Source organism: Parabacteroides goldsteinii (assembly GCF_020091425.1).
Lineage (GTDB): Bacteria > Bacteroidota > Bacteroidia > Bacteroidales > Tannerellaceae > Parabacteroides > Parabacteroides goldsteinii.
In genome coordinates this window covers 6,379,865-6,398,618 of sequence record NZ_CP081906.1, presented here as the reverse complement: position 1 = coordinate 6,398,618, position 18,754 = coordinate 6,379,865, and the positions used below count along the sequence as shown (strand labels likewise).

The following is an 18,754-nucleotide window of genomic DNA, read 5'->3' as shown; positions in this document are numbered from 1 at the left end:
TCCGGACTCTCATACTTTTAATCGGATTAATCTTTACTATTTTCTAAACCGCAAGGATGGACAAAAACAAAACAAGCCCCTTTCGACATCTCCGGATAAGAAGTATCCAGGTATAACGAACCGCCAAAACGTCCGGCGATATTCCGGCAAATGGTCAGCCCCAATCCCGTGCCTTCCTTAAAGTCATCCAGTTTTTCAAAACGTTCGAATATCTTATCAGCCATTTCCAGCGGAATGCCGCAGCCGGTATCAGCCACGATAAAACGGACTGTGTTATTCTCCCGGTCTGTTTCAAATATCAGATTTACTTCTCCCTCAAGGGTAAATTTCAGTGCATTCGAAAGCAAATGTCCTAACAATTGCAGTAAACGGAACCTGTCGGTGTTCAAAAGAAAAGAGTCCACTGCAGAAACACAATTCAACTTTACGCCCGGCATAGCTTTATCTTCCAGAGACGCTGCGATCTCACGGCAAAGCGCAACAGCATCCCATTCTTTGATCGTAAAATTATAATTACCGGATTCAAGCCGGGACAGGTCGAGTACATCGTTTATCAGGCTCATCAATAACTCTGAACTACGCTTGATCGTTGCAGCAAAAGTGATCTTCTCCTCTTCCGGGAAAGAATTGTCGACCAGCAACTCGGAAAAACCGACAATAGCATTTAAAGGAGTGCGCACTTCATGGCTGATATTCGAGATAAAAACAGATTTCAACTGGTTTGCTTCTACTGCCTTCTCTTTGATTACCCGCAGTTGCTTTTCCGATTCAACCAATGAATCTTTCTCATTCAATAATTCATTTTTTAAACGCCGGGTACGACGGTACAACCGGTATAGCAGGGAGACCAGCATCAACAACAGTCCGATCGTTGCCAGAATATGGATCAGCAGGCGCTGCCTGGAGGCGATCTGTGCATCCTGATGTTCCAATTCACGGGTTCGTTTCTCGCCATCGTTCAAATCGTTCAGGACACGAAGTTGGGCCATCTGACGGTCGAAGGCATTATTGTTAACAGCCGTATTCATTTCCAGTATCTTTTTATATACTTGGATCGCTTCTTTCAATTGTCCGCTACGGCGCAGAACCTGCATTTTCAGCGTCATCATATCCAGATTGCCGCCCAAAGCCAGCGCATTATCGATCGCAGACAGTGCCAGGCGGTTATCTCCGGTCTTTATATAATAGAGAGCTTCGGATTGATAAAAGGTGAATTTTACAAAGACGCCCAATGAGTCACTCATATAAGCCGCAGCTTTTTTCAAATAGTCATGTGCTTTCCTCATTTTTCCGTTCCGGGTATAAAGTTCGGAAAATTCGGAGTTCAGCAGGCAACGATGATAACGGACCTGAAAGAAATAGCCTTTTGTTTCATAATCCTGCTCCATCATATCGAGCAGTTTCCCATAACGCATTAACAGCTTTTCCGATTCATCAAACAGATCGAGGCGAAGCGTCGAAATCACCATATCCGAAAGATATTGCAACTCCAACACGGGCCAATCCGGATTCTTATCCAACCAGACCAAGCCTTTACGAAAAATATCTACGGCATTACTATCTTGTCCGACAACCTGATAGATCAAGGCCAGATTATAGTTGCCTCTTGCCTGTCCGTATTCCTGATGTTCCCTATTCGCCAGATTAACCTGCCGGATAGCTTCGTTCATCGCTTGCTCATAATCTTCGCCCCACAAATAATTCTGGCAGACCAGGCTTCCGGCCGTGAACAAAGCATCGGGACATTCCTTACGCCGACGGGAAATCGTATCGATCATAGAGTACCAATACAAAATGCTGTCACGCATATCCAGATTGTAATAATAACGGCCCAACTCGGCCATGGTGTTATAAACGAGCGGAAAGGAATCGAGCTGCATCGCTATATCCATAATTTCCTTGCCTAAAGAGACTTCTACTTTTTGCTGCCGGTTGATCGTAACCAACTCTTTCAAAACAGTAAGTTTCTCTTCTGGTGTCTTTGCTTTTTGCAGAACATTACGCAGACTATCTGTTCGTATCCTCCCTATCTCATTTTGGGAAAAGGCTGAAACAGAGCAAAGTAAAAGAACTACAATACATACAAATTTTATACCCCTTTTAAACAGACTTTTCGTCTTCATGCATATTTTACTTACAGCGATTGGCAAACTTACGAATAAATATTTATACCGGACGGAATTATTTAATATATTTTTCCATAAGTCATTATGAATTTCAATTCTTCCCGCTATTCGATACTTTCTGCTGCAAAAATTCCCTGTTTCAACAAGGATGAGTGAAGATAAATCTGGCCCCCTGGGTATAGCCCGAATCCAGTCGGATTGTACCTCCCCAAAGCTCCGGCAATAGCCTGACAGATTGAAAGTCCGATCCCGGTTCCTTGCTTATATTCGTCTATTTTCTCAAAATGTTTGAATATTAATGCTACCTTATCGGCAGGTATTCCGCAGCCGGTATCTGTAACGATCAGGTCGACGGCATTTGCCCCCTGATCAGAATGAAAGGACAGATTTATCTCTCCCTTCTCCGTGAACTTGGCGGCATTGATCAAAAGATTTACCAATAATTGTTGCAAGCGCAAGGGGTCGGTGTTTAATAGCAGGGAAGGATCATCCGGTGTAAATGTCAAAGAAACACCCTCCACAACCCGGTGGCGGATCGTATCTATCGAATTCCGGCAACAGTCGGCAAGGTTGACCGGGCGGATGGAAAAATTCAGGTTTCCGGCTTCTATCTGCGAAAGACACAGGACATCGTTGACCAGGTTCAGCAGCAATTCGGTATTATTACTGATAATGGAAGAGAATTCTTCTTTTTCTTCCTGTGTACAAGAGGAATCGGATAGCAGGCTGGCAAAACCGACAATTGCATTCAAGGGAGTACGTACCTCATGGCTGATATTGGCGATAAAGGTTGTTTTTGCCTGGTTTGCCTCTTCAGCCTTGTCTTTGGCGACACGGAGGTTCTTCTCTGATTCAATCAACGCTTCCCTTTCTTTCAGCAAGACATCTTTCAACCGGCGGGTACGGCGGAATGAAAAATAAAGGATGTATAATATCAGCAACAGGATAACGGAAACCGACATGGACAAGACGAGCTGGTGTTCTTTTATATCCACATTCATCCGGCTGATTTCCAACTCTTTTTCTTGCATTTCCTTGTCATTCAGATCATACAGTGTACGGAGCTGGTTGATCTGACGGGTAAAAGCCTCGTTGTTGATCTTGGAAGTCTCCGATATTACGTCTTTGTAAGCCTGGATAGCATTCTTGAAATCTCCTGCTTCGGATAAAATATCGGCTTTTAATTGCAGGCAATCGGGAGTCTTCCAGCTTTCCAGCAGTTCGTCGATATATTTATGCGCTGCCGTATAGTTGCCAACCTCCTTATTATAGCGGGCTTGTATATAAAGGTAAGCAAATACGGCAAAATCATTACTTATGGTTTCCTTTCCTACGAACCTTTCTGCGTTGTCCAGCGACTTGCGCGCATTTGCAAAATCTTTTCTTTTCAGGTAGTATTCCGCATAAAAAGAATGCATAATCCAACGATAACGATCTACAGGATAGACCGTACCGGTATTTTTATTTACTTTTTCCTGTTCGTCCAGCAGTTTCTTATATTTAACCAACAAAACCTCGGCACTATCCAGCTTATTAATACGCAAGAGTGATTCCAGTTGATAGGAAACCAGACGGATACTGAACGTTAACTTCTTACCCACTTCTTCCTGTTTATCCAATGCCGCCTGGAAAACCACGACAGCATCGCTGTCACGGCGGATCGCCTGATAAATATGCCCCAGATTCTCACCACAACGAATCTGACCGTATATATGATTCCTGCTACACGCCAGGTTATAGAGACGGATAGCCTCATTCATTGCCAGTTCATAATTTTCCATCCACAGATGGTCCAGGCAAACATAGCTGTAAGCCTCAAACAAACCATCCGAAAGCTCCTGCCGGCTTTTGCCGATAGAATCTATATATTTGGCCCAGTAAACAACACTGTCCGATTTATTGTCATCATAATAATAACGGGAAAGGTTTGCTGCGGCTGCATATACGGCCTGCACAGAATCCACTTGAATACCGAGATTCAGTAATCGATGCAGATAACCTGCCTCTTCCGGTTTTTGCCTGTAAAGGTCGGATAGTTCTTTTAATGTTTTTATAGCGACATCCGGCGACGGATTCTCAGACAAGATGGCTTTCAGGCTATCCAGGCGTATTGTGCGGTTTGTTGCAGTAGCCTTTATACATATAAATATACAAAGAATACAATATAGACAGAGAGAGCCCTGTTTTAGATGCTGGCGGAAACTACCTTTATACATAATGTAGAAGAATAAGGTGCAAAGATAATATTATTTTGACGAAACATATTAATATTCAACACATCTTATATAACACAAAAACAAAAAGGCAATCCAACGGACAAAAACAGATACAAGTGATCCCTACCCTGAAAAAGCAAGAGATATAAAGCATAATTTCCAGAGCAAAACTATTGTATATCAGAAAAAAGCATTACCTTTGCCCCGATTTTTGAGAGATGACAACATAATGTCTAACTTACTAATTAAAACAAACTTAAGTATTAACAATTAGAGAATGGAAAATTTAAAGAACATTCAGCCGGTTGAAGATTTCAACTGGGACTCCTATGAAAAGGGAGAAACTTACGGTGACGTAAGCAAGGACGACCTTGTAAAAACGTATGACGAAACCCTGAACACTGTAAAGGATAAGGAAGTCGTTATGGGAACCGTTACTGCAATGAACAAACGTGAAGTTGTAGTGAACATCGGTTTCAAATCAGACGGTGTTGTATCAATGGCGGAATTCCGTTACAATCCGGATCTGAAAATTGGTGACGAAGTAGAAGTTTACATCGAAAACCAGGAAGACAAAAAAGGACAGTTGATCCTTTCTCACAAGAAAGCTCGCGCTACACGTTCTTGGGATCGTGTTAACGAAGCTCTTGAAAAAGACGAAATTATCAAAGGTTACATCAAATGTCGTACGAAGGGCGGTATGATCGTTGACGTATTCGGTATCGAAGCATTCTTACCGGGTTCTCAGATCGACGTTAAACCGATCCGCGATTACGATGTATTTGTAGGTAAGACAATGGAATTCAAGATCGTTAAGATCAACCAGGAATTCAAGAACGTTGTTGTATCTCACAAGGCTCTTATCGAAGCAGAGCTTGAAGCACAGAAGAAAGATATTATCTCTAAACTGGAAAAAGGACAGGTTCTGGAAGGAACTGTTAAAAACATCACTTCTTACGGTGTATTCATCGACTTGGGTGGCGTAGACGGTTTGATCCATATCACAGACCTTTCCTGGGGCCGTGTTTCTCATCCGGAAGAAATCGTTCAGCTTGATCAGAAAATCAATGTTGTTATCCTTGACTTCGATGACGAAAAGAAACGTATCGCTCTCGGCTTGAAACAGCTGACTCCGCATCCTTGGGATGCTTTGGATCCGGACTTGAAAGTAGGTGACAAAGTGAAAGGTAAAGTGGTTGTTATGGCTGACTACGGCGCATTCATCGAAATCGCTGCCGGCGTAGAAGGTTTGATCCACGTATCAGAAATGAGCTGGACTCAGCACCTGCGCAGTGCTCAGGACTTCATGAAGGTTGGTGACGAAATCGAAGCAGTTATCCTGACTTTGGATCGTGACGAACGTAAGATGTCTCTGGGTATCAAACAGCTGAAAGCTGACCCATGGGAAGATATCGAATCTCGCTTCCCGGTTGGTTCACGCCACACAGCTAAAGTTCGTAACTTCACTAACTTCGGTGTATTCGTAGAAATCGAAGAAGGCGTTGACGGCTTAATCCACATCTCTGACCTTTCTTGGACTAAGAAGATCAAACACCCGAGCGAATTCACTCAGATCGGTGCAGAAATCGAAGTTCAGGTACTGGAAATCGACAAGGAAAACCGTCGTTTGAGCTTAGGCCACAAACAACTGGAAGAAAATCCCTGGGATGTATTTGAAACTATCTTCACAGTAGGTTCAATCCACGAAGGTACAATCATCGAAGTACTTGACAAGGGCGCTGTCGTATCCTTGCCTTATGGTGTAGAAGGTTTCGCAACTCCGAAACACCTGGTAAAAGAAGACGGTTCTCAGGCTGCTGTAGACGAAAAACTACAGTTCAAGGTAATCGAATTCAACAAAGAAGCAAAACGTATCATCCTTTCTCACAGCCGCATCTTCGAAGATGAACAGAAGGGCGCTAAGAAAGATGCTCCTGCTGGTGACAAAAAACCGTCAGCAAGACGCAACAACAAGAACGAAGAATCTTCTGCAATGGTAACTGGTCCGGTTGAAAAGACTACACTGGGTGACATTGAAGAACTGGCTGCTTTGAAAGAAAAACTTTCAGGTAAATAATCAGTATCACTGATAATCGATATAAAGGAGTTGTTTTTTCGAAAACAACTCCTTTTTCTTTATTTCCTCCCCCTATTCACTCACTCAATAATGAAAGGCTATATATTTGTTGACTTTCATCTATTTTTACTCCTGATAAGTTTGCGTATTTTAAATTAATTACAGAACTTTGTTGAAGTTACTTGAATATTATGATCATGGACGAAAACATAACAAACAAAGGCATCACTATCCTCATCGCAGAAGATGAAGAAAGTAATTTCTTATTATTAAAAACAATTCTGAAAAAGCATTGTAACATACTTCATGCTAAAACGGGAGTAGAGTTATTGGAGATCTATAAGGAGCAACATGCAGATCTGATCCTTCTGGATATTAAAATGCCGGAAATGAACGGGATTGATGCATTAAAGGAAATCCGGAAATTTGATCAGGACATACCTATCATCATGCAATCGGCTTATGCCTTTGAGAATGACATGGAAGCTGCCCGCCAAGCCGGAAGCAACGGGTTTGTAACGAAACCTATCAACATCAAGGAGCTCAAAAGCGTTCTTTCCAGTTTCTTGCCGCAGTTGACATGGTAATTTCTTCGAAAATACAAAATAAAAAAGGAGATGCTTATTACAAGTATCTCCTTCTTATTTCAAATAAACGTTTACCTACTCATTAGCAGCTTCTGCTTTTTCGCATTCAGCTGCCTGTTCTTGTGCACCATAATAAGCACAATCTTCACCAATACCGATAAGCTGATTGATTGCATGTCTCTTATCCAGATCAGTGAAATAAGTTTCAACGACTTTATAAATATCGAAACCTCCCGTCGATCCGGCTGCCAGATTCAATGACTCTACCATTTTCTTAGCTGCATTGTGAATTTCTTTTTTGTCAATAAGATGCAACTCATTGCTGTGAATTAGATTCTTTCCCATGATGTTTGACTTTAAAGTTATACTCGCTTTTATTAATAACTACAGAATAAACAAGTTACTTCTACTTGCTGTTTCTTTACAGCTTTAAATATACAAACATCTTCTTATTTTCATACAATTTCATCCCTTTAATTTCATAGAATCTTCAAATTATTCAAAAGTACATGCTTTTTCAACGTTCCACCATCCCGAATAATGGTTTGGTCGGGTGTGATAAAATGATGGTGACGTTCAAGAGAAACAACAACATTTTTTATGAAGTAACAAATGAACAATTCACCATAAACAATGGTTCTTACAAATCATCAGGGCATTGTCTGTAAAAAAAATGTCAATAAGCGTTCCATATTTCTTCATTGTCACACCATATTTCCACTGTCTGAATATCATAAAGAACGATGTTTTAATTTTATACACAAAATAATTATAGGGTGATGTCTTTAAAGGAAAACAAATTACATGTAGGAAATAATGACACCATTGATTCTATAAAAAATGATTTAATTTTCTATGAGAATGTCAAACAAATTCCTATAACTCCGTATCCGTCATATATACAATACGGACTGGTTATGCTTTGCTCTGAAGGTAGTGCAAAGATTAAAGTTCACACACATGAACATTTGTTGATGGACAATGAACTTGTCATTCTATTACCGGGACAACTGGTTTCTATATACGAGACAAGTCAGGATTTTAAGATAAATGCATTTTCTGTTTCACAATCATTGTTTAATGATGTGTTGAGCGGTATTCATAGATTTTCGCCACATTTTTTTATCTATATGCGAACTCACTTCCATTACAAATTAATGGAAAGCGAAAGCATTAACTTTGAAAATTACTATAATCTGGTTTGTTCGAAAGCTAAATCTGCATCCAACCTATACCCCCGGGAATCTGTGATTCATGTATTACGCATTCTCTATCTGGACCTGTACAATACATACAAGATCAGTTCCCTTCCTTATATTCCAACAATGGATGTGCATAAAAAAGAACTTGCAGACAAATTCTTTTATCTGATTATGCAACATTACAAAGAGAACAGGGAGGTTGCATTCTATGCTAAAGAACTATGTATTACTCCTAAATATCTGACAACGATAATAAAAGCTGTCAGCGGAAAATCAGCGAAAGACTGGATACTGGAATATATCATACTGGAAATAAAAGCGCTACTGAGAGATTCTTCTCTTAACATCCAGGAGATTGTTGTAAAAACAAATTTCGCCAATCAGTCCTCTCTTGGGCGGTTCTTCCGTAAACACACTGGCATGTCTCCTTCCGAATACAGGAAAAGCATGATGGAAACATATTATTAATATTAAACTACATATCTAATAACTAATAAAATAAAGTCATGAACAGAAGTCAATTAATCAATGAATTAGCGACAAAAACAAATCTCAATAAACGGGATATAACAACCATTCTCGATGCTTTTACTGAAATGGTTGCAGAAAAAACAAAGGCAGGCGACCGTGTTTTCATTCCCGGTTTCGGTTCATTCAAACCACGTCTGCAAACAAGCCGTCCGGCAAGAAACCCCAGAAACGGGGATGTGATTCAACTCACACCGCGAACGATTGTACATTTCAAATGTGCTTCTCTCTTGATAGAGAAGATGAACGAAAAATAAATGAAAAAAAGGGCTTATTTCAAAATAAGTCCTTTTTTTATTACGATTTGTCATACTTATCGATTAAAAAGTATCTTTGCAGCCACAGAGTAGCATGAAAAGGAAATTATGACTGAACAAGAGATCAGAAGATATTTACGACAAATGAAGGAAGAGGACTCCCAAACTGCCTTGCAGAAATTCTATAATCTATGCTTTGATCGTTTTTTCCGTATTGCTTATTACTATCTGAAACAGGAAGAATGGGCGCAGGAAGTCGTACTCGACGTATTCATGAAAATCTGGGAAAAGCGGGAGTCATTACAAACGATAGTCAATCTGGAAGATTACTTCTTTATCACAGTAAAAAATGCTGCACTGAATTATCTGGCAAAAGAAGAACGGCAAAAACAGATTACCGAGATAATAGCCGATAAGATAGCCGACCAGGAAAATTCACCGGAAGAAATCCTTATCAACGAAGAACTTTTTTCCCACTATGTCAAAGCACTGGACCGTCTACCGGAAAAATGCCGGGAGATATTTATTCGCATACGGGAAGAAAAACAAAGCTATGCACAGGTCGCTAAAGAATTAAAAATCAGCATCAATACAGTTGACGTACAATTACAAAAGGCTGTAACCCGACTACGGGATATGTTATCACGCTACCTGAAGCCAGACAAGAACGGATCATAATCTTAACTTATTTTCACCAAATCAGCATAGTGAGTTCCAGCGTACATCTCTGTCTTTATTTATGAAAGCAATAATTAAACAGATAAAGAAAAGATGACACCTGAAAACGACAACTTTGATAAGATTCTGGAACAACTGGTCGCCTCTACGCGTTCACCGAGAGGACGCTTCTCCGCTAAAAACAGTTGGAAAATACTGGAAAGGCGTATCTCTCCTGCCAGTGGAAAAATAAAATTTCTCCGTATCGCAGGAAGCGTTGCAGCCTCCATACTCATCTGCCTGGCCAGTTGGTATACATATGATTATATCCAATCGGGCACCATACAGACTATTTCTACCCTGGCTGAAATACGGGACATAACACTACCCGACCAGTCTGTTGTCACCCTGAACCGTTACTCAACACTTAGCTTTCCTTCCCGTTTCAGGGGAGCCAAAAGAGAAGTCCGGTTAACCGGAGAAGCCTATTTCGATGTAGAAAAAGATACCAGGCACCCATTCATTGTAAAAGCAGAGTCCGTAAACGTACAGGTACTGGGAACCCAATTCAATGTGGAAGCCTATCCCGAAGACCCCGAAATAAAAACAACCCTGATCGAAGGTTCCGTTGCCGTCAGCATACCGGAAGAAAACCGGCGAATCGTCCTTTCTCCCAATGAAAGTGCTATCTATAACCGGTTACAGAAAAGTTTACAACATGAAATAAATCCAAAAAGCAGCAACGATATTGTCTGGCGAAACGGCCATTTCCTATTCGATTATCTGCCATTGCAGGAAATAACCCGGCAACTTTCACATGCATTCAATGTAAAAATAGAAATTACCGATCCCGAACTCCGGAGTTACCATATACGGGCCAACTTCACCAATGGCGAAAGCCTGGAAGAAATGCTCGAATTATTAAAAGGAGCCGGCAATTTTAATTACACAATAACAAACAATACTATCATTATCAGCACTAAGCTTTAGTAAATTATGAACTATTCTATACATTACCCGCTTTTCCGCATCAGCCTCATATGTCTCTTGTGGGTTATTTTCGGGAGAACTCCTCTTGATGCCCAAAATAAAGACACATTATTAAATTTCAGTATCCAGAATGCTGCTTTAGACAAATTCGCAAAGCAGTTGGAGGATTCTACTGGCTTCTCTTTCATCTACGGAGAAAAGATACAGCTAAAAAAGCCTGTAACCCTGGATATGACTCAATCTCCTATCACGGATATTCTACACAGGGCTTTCGAAAACGAAGCAATCGCTTTTAAGATCTCTGGAAAATATATCTTATTAGATAAACGGGAAACACCCGTTAACCGCAAATATACAATCAGCGGCTATGTTACAGACGGGATATCATCGGAAACACTGATCGGTACGAATATCTTTGAACAAAACAGAAGGATAGGAACTTCGACCAACCCTTTCGGATTTTATAGTATTACGCTTCCCGAAGGAGATGCAGCACTTTCATTCTCCTACCTTGGTTATGCCACTCAAATATGCCGGTTCCGGTTGGAAAAGGACACCTTGCTGAATATCCGGCTACTGACCGACAATCAGTTAGAGGAAGTTGTCGTCCTGTCAAATAAAAGAGAAACCGGAATCCATGCCACTGCGATGAGTGCCCTTGATGTCCCGATGAAACAAATCCGCAACACACCTGTTGTTTTGGGAGAAGCTGATTTACTGAAGACAATCCAGCTGTTACCCGGCGTACAGGCGGGTATGGAAGGATTCAGTGGTTTGCATGTACGTGGCGGCGGACCGGACCAGAACCTGATCCTGCTGGATGGTATTCCGATCTACAATGCAGATCACCTGCTGGGCGTATTCTCGATCTTCACCTCGGAGGCCATGAAAAAAGTGACTCTCTTCAAAGGCTCCTTTCCTGCCCGTTATGGCGGACGATTATCGTCTATCATCGATATCCGCACCAATGACGGCGATATGCAAAATTATCATGGAACGATCAGTGTCGGCCTGCTAACCAGTAAGCTGCATTTTGAAGGACCGATCATAAAAAACAAAACTTCTTTCTGTCTGACAGGACGCCGCACCTATCTGGACCTGGTGGCAAGACCTTTTCTGCCGGAAGATAAAAAATACAACTATTACTTCTATGATATCAATGCTAAAGTAAACCATAAGTTTTCCGACAGAAGCCGACTCTTCCTCAGCTTTTATAAAGGAAAAGACCATTATGATTACAAACGGGATAAGGAATACGACGGTTATGACGATGGTCCGCGCCTGTATTTCTATAACAGCAAAATCAATATCAACTGGGGGAATACTATCGCAGCCGGACGCTGGAATTATGTGTTCAACAATAAGTTGTTCAGTAACACGACTGTAGCATACAACCATTATCAGATGTCAATGGCTGACAGTTATAAAAAGGAAGCCACCGGAACCGAGAAAAAGACCAATACCGATCCCATGCATAACGAAACCTATACATATAATTCCGATTATAGGTCAGGGATACACGATGTTAGTATCCAGACAGATTTCGACTATACGCCTGCCCCGAACCATCATATCAAATTCGGCGGCTCTTATCTGAATCATACGTTCCGCCCGGAGGTCACAACCTCAAATGTGAGAGAAGCAGAAAACGGATCAGTAGCACAAGATACCATCTATAAAGATTCTTCTAACAGTAATCTGCATGGCCATGAATGCGCTTTGTATGCAGAAGATGACTTCAACATAGGTACCCGGTTAAGTATTAATGCAGGTATACATCTTTCCTTGTTTTACACCCAGGGGAAAGGTTATTTCTCAGCACAACCCCGCCTGTCCGCCCGCTACCGCCTGAACAAAGACTATGCAATAAAAGGTTCATTTACTCAAATGGAACAGTACGTACATTTATTATCGTCGTCAGCCATCTCACTACCAACTGATTTATGGGTGCCTGTTACTCAAAATATCCGCCCGATGCGGTCATTTCAATATGCTGTCGGGGGATACTATACAGGGATAAAAGGATGGGAATTTTCGTTGGAAGGATATTATAAAGATATGCATAATGTTCTGGAATATCAGGATGGCGCCTCTTTCTTCGGAACCTCAGGAGGATGGCAGGAAAAAGTGGAAATGGGTCGCGGACGTTCTTTCGGACTGGAAATACTTGCACAAAAAACGCTGGGAAAAACAACCGGCTGGCTGGCCTATACAATTGCCAAAAGTGACCGCCAGTTCAAAGACGGCAGCATTAACTACGGAGAACGTTTCCCCTATAAATATGACCGTCGCCACAATATAAATTTTTGTGTGAACCATCAGTTTAGTGAACGGTTCGATATTGGACTCACCTGGATATTTAACACCGGAGGGGCAGCAACATTAGCCGAACAGCGTACCGGGACAATAAACGGAAACTTGCTCGATTATATCGAACACCGCAACAATTACCGATTACCCGTCAGTCATCGATTGAACCTGGGAGTTAACTTCCATAAAAAAGTACGCCGGGGTACACACACTTGGAATATATCTGTCTACAATGCCTATAATGCCATGACTCCCAATTTGATCTATCTGGAAGAAGAATACATCGGACAAGAACATATTGGAGAAGGAGGTGCGCCTGAAACAACCTGGAAAAGGAAAACAAGGTTGATCAAACAGACTTTATTACCCTGTATACCTTCCGTCACTTATACATTTAAATTCTAAAACAGAAAATGACATGAAAAAGAATTTATCCTATCTATTATTCATACTCTATACATCTCTTTTCTCAGCTTGTGAGAACGAGATACCCTTCCAAAGTAAAATTCAAGAGCCCCAACTACTCATGAATGCCTTTCTGGAAGCCGAAAAAGAAGAGAATCAAGTTTACTTGCATATCATTGATGGCGAGACAACAACATTAGTGAGCGATGGAGCCGTCACGATCTATGTCAACGGAGAGAAGAAAGAAGTTGCTGAAGCCGAATTGATCTCCACCAGTTATAATGACTCTACAAAATACTGCCGCGTGAAAACCCAGTTTCTCCCCGGTGATCTGGTACGCCTGGAAGCAGCTGCGGAAAACGGGCAATATCACGCCTGGGCAGAAGTAAAAATACCCCAACCGATCGAAAAAATTATACAGGTAGATACCCTTCTGACTAAAATTAAAATAGGATATTATATGGATAACTGCATCCGGTACAGAATCACATTCAACGACCGATCCGGAGAAAAGAACTATTATCAACTGCGTATCCAGGAAAACACTTACCGGACATATCCGGAAGAGGGAACAACATACGGACCGGCAATCATCTATCCAGATATTATCAGTCAGGAAGATATCGTGTTGACCGATGGTCATCTCAGTACTGCCGATGATGAAGAATTCGGCATCCTTGATATAACCGTCCAAAATGTGAACAATGTATTCACCGACAGTCGTTTCGAAAACGGATCATACACGCTTAATGTATATACACGCTACTATGATCACAAAAATATGGACGAAAAGCTGTTTGTAGAGACAGATGCCGTCATCCGGCTACTCTGTATCACCCAGACAGACTATCGGTATATGCGTGCCATGAACTGCCTTGAGTCGGGAAACTATAACGAAACCTTTATGGAACCGGTCATTATACCTCAAAACGTTGTCGGCGGATTAGGGTTTGTCGGTGCTAGCTCCGAAAAACAAATGACGATTCGTATCCTGACCCGCCCGCCGTTGTGGTAAAAAACGGTCACTGGAAATTCATTTCCCAAATCCAACAATAGCAAAATAGTTAAAGGATACTAATTGACAACATATTATATAGGGTATCCTTTAACTCATACGGTTATTAATTCAAAAAGATATAGTAATTTTAATCCATTAATAATAATCGTATGAAAAGGTTTTATTTATTTTTATCAATATTGTTTCTGACTATATTTATGAGTAGTTGCTCAAATGATCCTTCGAATCCTTCTCCTGAAGAGGGATATTCTAAACTCATTATAAAAGCAGAAACAAAATCGGCAAACGAACCCACTGAGGAAATCATTTTTACAGGAGATGATATCCTATGGTTCAACGGAACAACAAAAGAAATCCGGTTTAAAGACAATTACTATCAACAAAACTCCATTTCACTTTATGCCAATATTAAATTTTATCTGGATGACAAGTATTTGTTTTCTACCTTGACCCGGGTTTCAGATGTCAACTCCCAAATTTTCAACTCACCGGTATTCTATTACAGTATAATTGAAAATAAATTTTTTATAAACGACGGATATCCTGATATTGCAGTTTTAGGTTCATTGACTGAAATACAAAAAATACGTGATGAGAATATGCAGGCCATAGCAAATGAATGGGATAAATTTATCGGGTATATGAAAAAAGTGAATAAGTACAAAGAGTAGATCAACGACAAACTGTTCGCTAAATGTTGAGTAAAAAGGAGTTTAAACTCTTATTTGATACATATTTTGATGCTGTCCGGAGTTTCATATTTTATCGTTGCGGCGATACTGATATGGCATCTGATATAGCGCAAGAGATATTTATGAAAATATGGGAGAAAAAAGAACAGTTACATAATAATAACCTGAAAGCCCTTTTATATAAAATGGCGAATGAAATGGTGATAAGTTCTTATCGGAAAGAAACAAGCCGGAATCATTTCGAGCAGGATATGATACGCAATGACGCATCAGGCTTGTCTCCCGAAGAGGAGATACTTTTCAAGGAACTTGCCACATCCTATGCCAGAGCTCTGGAACAGATGCCCGAAAAACAACGCATCGTTTTCCTGATGAGCCGGAACGATGAATTAAAATATCACGAAATTGCAGGACTCCTTGATATAAGTATTAAAACAGTTGAGAAACGAATGAATTCCGCATTGCAATTTCTAAAGAAAGTATTATTAACGGAAACTAAAAATGAAACCGGACAATATTAAAATAATCCCCCAATGGAGCAAAAGCAAGGAAGATATCTGGAATGAAGCTTTTGCCAGCCTTGAAGATACCCCATCTTCAAAAAAAAACCGGCATATCCCATTTTGGAAATATGCAGCCGTGCTCCTTGTTGCCATTATCCTGACCGGGTCTGTAATCTCTCAATCTTATACCGTGACCGAAATTGCGAAACGGGGATCGCATCTTGCTGTCACCCTTCCTGACGGCTCAAAAGTAAATCTCAATGCCGATAGCCGGCTTACCTATAAACCTTACCAATGGATTATATCGAGAAATGTTGAACTTGAAGGAGAAGCCTTTTTCGAAGTAAAACAGGGAAAACGTTTTTCTGTAAAATCAAATCAGAATAAAGTGAATGTATTAGGAACAAGTTTCAATATATTTTCACGGCCAGGGAACTATCGTGTAACCTGTCTGACCGGCAAAGTAAAAGTGACAACCCATAATGAAACGACCACCCTCGCTCCGGATATGCAACTGACCTATCATAACGGTAAACTGACCATTAAAGAAAATATCAATGCCGGTCAATCAATCGGATGGATAGAAGACAAATTTGTTTTTGAAGGAGTCCCACTGGTTGAAGTGATCAATGAAATAGAACGTCAGTATGATATTAGGGTCAAAGCAGACATTCCTCCGGGACATGTCTATACTGGTAATTTTAGCAGGGCCACAAAACCTGATATGATACTCGAAATTATAGGAAAACCTTTTGAAATCAAATTCAGCATAGAATAAGTGAAAAGGTCAATAGTCATCATTTTCATACAGTTGATAAGTACAATCGCTGCATTTTCACAGGAAATGCAGCTTACTGTTTCCAACAAACCTTTAAACACTGTTTTAGGAATGCTTGGCATGGAAATATCGTTTGATGACAAAGCGTTATCCGCTTATAATATATCCGTCTCGAAAACATTTAAAAATCCGGAAGACGCCCTTTATTATCTGCTAAACAATAAACCGTTCAAAGTCGAAAAAATAAATCATGTATATATCATCATTCCGTTAGACAGGCAAGTACCGGAAAGCAATACGGAAACAAAGCCATCCGAACCTCACAGACAATTTGTTTTCACCGGAACTGTACCCGGCAAGAAAACCGAAGATACACTAATTTTCATACTCCCCGAAACAATTATCACAGCAGATGAAGTTCGCCATAAAGTAGACTGCAACAGTTACTCCATCACTCCTGATATGCGCAAAGGAATAAACAATACGGAAGAACTATTGCATAAAATACCCGGGATCTATTTCGACAAAGCAACTAATACCCTCAAAGTAAGCGACAGTAAGAATATATTACTGTTAGTAGACGGAATACAACAATCGCAGGATCATATAAAATATATGTCACCCGACAGAATACATACCGTTGAAGTGATCAATGGAGCGTCCGGCCGTTTCATATCCGACGATTATACAGCCATTATCAATATTACCCTGAAAAAGGATTACCGGGGATATGACATCTATGCCTCTAATTTTTCAGCCGTCGGCCTTTCGGGTATAAACAACAGCAAACGGCTGATATTGAATCAACCTGTAATCAGAATGAGTTATACCTATGACAAAATCAATTTCTATGCAACCTATTCTCATAACAAGGAAAACCAAGACTTACCTGTATCCAAAAATTTAATATACAGAGGTGTGGAACTTATTTCAGAAATGCCGGAAAACACACCCAATGACCTGTATGAGCATAAGAATAATACCATAACGGCTGGAGTCAGTTACCAAATCACACCGACGCAAACGGTTGGCATCCAAGGTGATTATGTATCCGGCAAAACAGAAACAAACCAGATATACACCATGGAACGTACGGATATAAGTAACAATGACCGACGCACGATCAAAAATTCAACAGAAACTGCCACATCTGATTACACATTTGTCGGCACACTGTATTATCAGGGACAGTTTAGCGAACGTTTCCGGTTATATAGCGATTTTTCATACAATTATTATTACAATGATATAAAAAACCAATACGACCAGAACGATGCATCGAACTATATAATCCAGGATACATACAACGAGTATAAAAACCATACATTATTTAATGTCGAAGGAAAATATTCGTTATCGTCCCAGATATCGATGAACTTAGGATATTCCAATGCCTGGAGAATGTATGGATCGGAAAGTAGTCACGGCAGAGGCTTTTTGGACTACCGGGAATATCGGAATAAAGTATTTGCCTACATGAAATTTAGTCCTTCAACGAAAATACAGACTAAATTCGGGGCTGCCATCGAGCATATAAGCTCATATGACAGAGATATAAAAAGTAATTATACCCGGTTTCTGCCTTACATACAGGCCAACATCAGCATCAATAAAAACATAAACATAAATGCCAGTTATTCAACTAATCAGCATTATCCTTTATTATACCAGCTCAGCCCTATGAGCCTGGTAATCGATACGTTCCTGACACAAATAGGAAACCCAGAACTGAAATCTGCCATCCGGCATACTGTTTCCGCCCGCATTTCATTAGGTAACCGGATAACAATTACCCCTGCACTCAATTATGTTCATGATGAAATCAGTGAGTTATATATCGAAAAAGGACATAAGTTATACAGGTCTTTCTGTAATATAAACACAAGAGAATATAGTTTGCAAATCACTTATGATCAGCCTTTCGGCAATTATATCCGATTCAAAAACAATGTGGCATATTACCTCGGAGAAGCATTGAACGCCGAAATCAGAACAAGACCGGACGGATGGCTTGCCAACTCAAAAATAAGTTATTACCACCCTGCCAAATCGTTTGGTATTCAGGTCGGATATTACCGGAATATGAAAAAGCAAATCCTCAGCCAGGGATATCAAATGACCGATAAAGACAACTGGCTGATATCCGCAAACAAGCTATTCTGGAATAAACGGATATCTGTTGCGCTCTCCTACATTCCGCCCATTTCAGCAGGTATCAGACATAACCAGCAGAGAATGTTGGAAACATCGCTTTACCAGGAAAATACTTCGCGCCACCTGAAATCATACAACAACATGTTCCTGGTAAAAATCAGTTTGCGTTTCGACCAGGGTTACAGTAAACCCCTGGAACGAAACGCTGTCATTAAAAATGAAAGGGAAAAGAAAACGATAGAATTCTAATCAAA

At 40.5% G+C, this 18,754-nt stretch carries 15 protein-coding genes; 12 read left to right on the top strand and 3 right to left on the bottom strand.

Going from position 1 to position 18,754, the window contains the following annotated elements; genetic code table 11:
* Positions 1-26 precede the first annotated feature (26 nt).
* Positions 27-2,123 carry a tetratricopeptide repeat-containing sensor histidine kinase gene (locus tag K6V26_RS26245; RefSeq protein WP_224264264.1) on the bottom strand — a complete coding sequence of 699 codons (2,097 nt, stop codon included), beginning with the start codon at positions 2,121-2,123 and terminating at the stop codon, positions 27-29.
* 107 nt (positions 2,124-2,230) lie between these two features.
* Positions 2,231-4,342 (bottom strand): tetratricopeptide repeat-containing sensor histidine kinase, encoded by a 2,112-nt coding sequence (locus K6V26_RS26240; RefSeq protein WP_224264263.1) that lies wholly within the window; start codon positions 4,340-4,342, stop codon positions 2,231-2,233.
* A 277-nt stretch (positions 4,343-4,619) separates the two neighbouring features.
* On the opposite strand from K6V26_RS26240, the gene rpsA reads away from it, so the two are divergent.
* Both rpsA and K6V26_RS26230 read left to right on the top strand, forming a co-directional pair.
* Positions 4,620-6,419: a 30S ribosomal protein S1 gene (gene rpsA / locus K6V26_RS26235; RefSeq protein ID WP_009859790.1), complete on the top strand. Its 1,800-nt coding sequence runs from the start codon at positions 4,620-4,622 to the stop codon at positions 6,417-6,419.
* A 191-nt stretch (positions 6,420-6,610) separates the two neighbouring features.
* On the top strand, positions 6,611-7,006 hold the full coding sequence (locus K6V26_RS26230; protein ID WP_009859791.1) for a response regulator: 396 nt from the start codon (positions 6,611-6,613) through the stop codon (positions 7,004-7,006).
* 75 nt (positions 7,007-7,081) lie between these two features.
* Here K6V26_RS26230 and K6V26_RS26225 read toward each other — a convergent pair whose 3' ends face one another.
* A complete protein-coding gene (locus K6V26_RS26225) occupies positions 7,082-7,351 on the bottom strand; it encodes a hypothetical protein (protein ID WP_009859792.1) in 270 nt (89 codons plus the stop codon).
* A 434-nt stretch (positions 7,352-7,785) separates the two neighbouring features.
* Between K6V26_RS26225 and K6V26_RS26220 the strand changes: the two genes are divergently transcribed.
* From K6V26_RS26220 to K6V26_RS26175, 10 genes are all read left to right on the top strand, one after another.
* The gene (locus K6V26_RS26220) at positions 7,786-8,676 is read left to right on the top strand and encodes a helix-turn-helix domain-containing protein (RefSeq protein WP_046146213.1); all 891 of its coding nucleotides are present in this window, start codon (positions 7,786-7,788) and stop codon (positions 8,674-8,676) included.
* 38 nt (positions 8,677-8,714) lie between these two features.
* Positions 8,715-8,993 (top strand): HU family DNA-binding protein, encoded by a 279-nt coding sequence (locus K6V26_RS26215; protein ID WP_009859795.1) that lies wholly within the window; start codon positions 8,715-8,717, stop codon positions 8,991-8,993.
* 108 nt (positions 8,994-9,101) lie between these two features.
* Positions 9,102-9,671 (top strand): RNA polymerase sigma-70 factor, encoded by a 570-nt coding sequence (locus K6V26_RS26210; RefSeq protein ID WP_224264261.1) that lies wholly within the window; start codon positions 9,102-9,104, stop codon positions 9,669-9,671.
* A gap of 93 nt (positions 9,672-9,764) precedes the next feature.
* On the top strand, positions 9,765-10,640 hold the full coding sequence (locus K6V26_RS26205) for a FecR family protein (RefSeq protein ID WP_010800710.1): 876 nt from the start codon (positions 9,765-9,767) through the stop codon (positions 10,638-10,640).
* A 6-nt stretch (positions 10,641-10,646) separates the two neighbouring features.
* Positions 10,647-13,355: a TonB-dependent receptor gene (locus K6V26_RS26200; RefSeq protein WP_224264260.1), complete on the top strand. Its 2,709-nt coding sequence runs from the start codon at positions 10,647-10,649 to the stop codon at positions 13,353-13,355.
* Between the two features lie 13 nt (positions 13,356-13,368).
* On the top strand, positions 13,369-14,370 hold the full coding sequence (locus tag K6V26_RS26195; protein WP_224264259.1) for a DUF4249 domain-containing protein: 1,002 nt from the start codon (positions 13,369-13,371) through the stop codon (positions 14,368-14,370).
* Positions 14,371-14,522: 152 nt separating this feature from the next.
* Entirely contained in the window at positions 14,523-15,044 is a 522-nt protein-coding gene (locus tag K6V26_RS26190) for a hypothetical protein (RefSeq protein ID WP_009859800.1), read from the top strand.
* Between the two features lie 23 nt (positions 15,045-15,067).
* Positions 15,068-15,586 (top strand): RNA polymerase sigma factor, encoded by a 519-nt coding sequence (locus tag K6V26_RS26185; protein WP_010800712.1) that lies wholly within the window; start codon positions 15,068-15,070, stop codon positions 15,584-15,586.
* Positions 15,567-16,346, top strand: coding sequence for a FecR family protein (locus K6V26_RS26180; protein WP_224264258.1), 780 nt, complete (start codon positions 15,567-15,569; stop codon positions 16,344-16,346). Before K6V26_RS26185 ends, K6V26_RS26180 begins: the two co-directional genes overlap by 20 nt.
* The gene (locus K6V26_RS26175) at positions 16,347-18,749 is read left to right on the top strand and encodes a TonB-dependent receptor plug domain-containing protein (RefSeq protein ID WP_224264257.1); all 2,403 of its coding nucleotides are present in this window, start codon (positions 16,347-16,349) and stop codon (positions 18,747-18,749) included.
* The last annotated feature ends 5 nt before the right edge of the window (positions 18,750-18,754 follow it).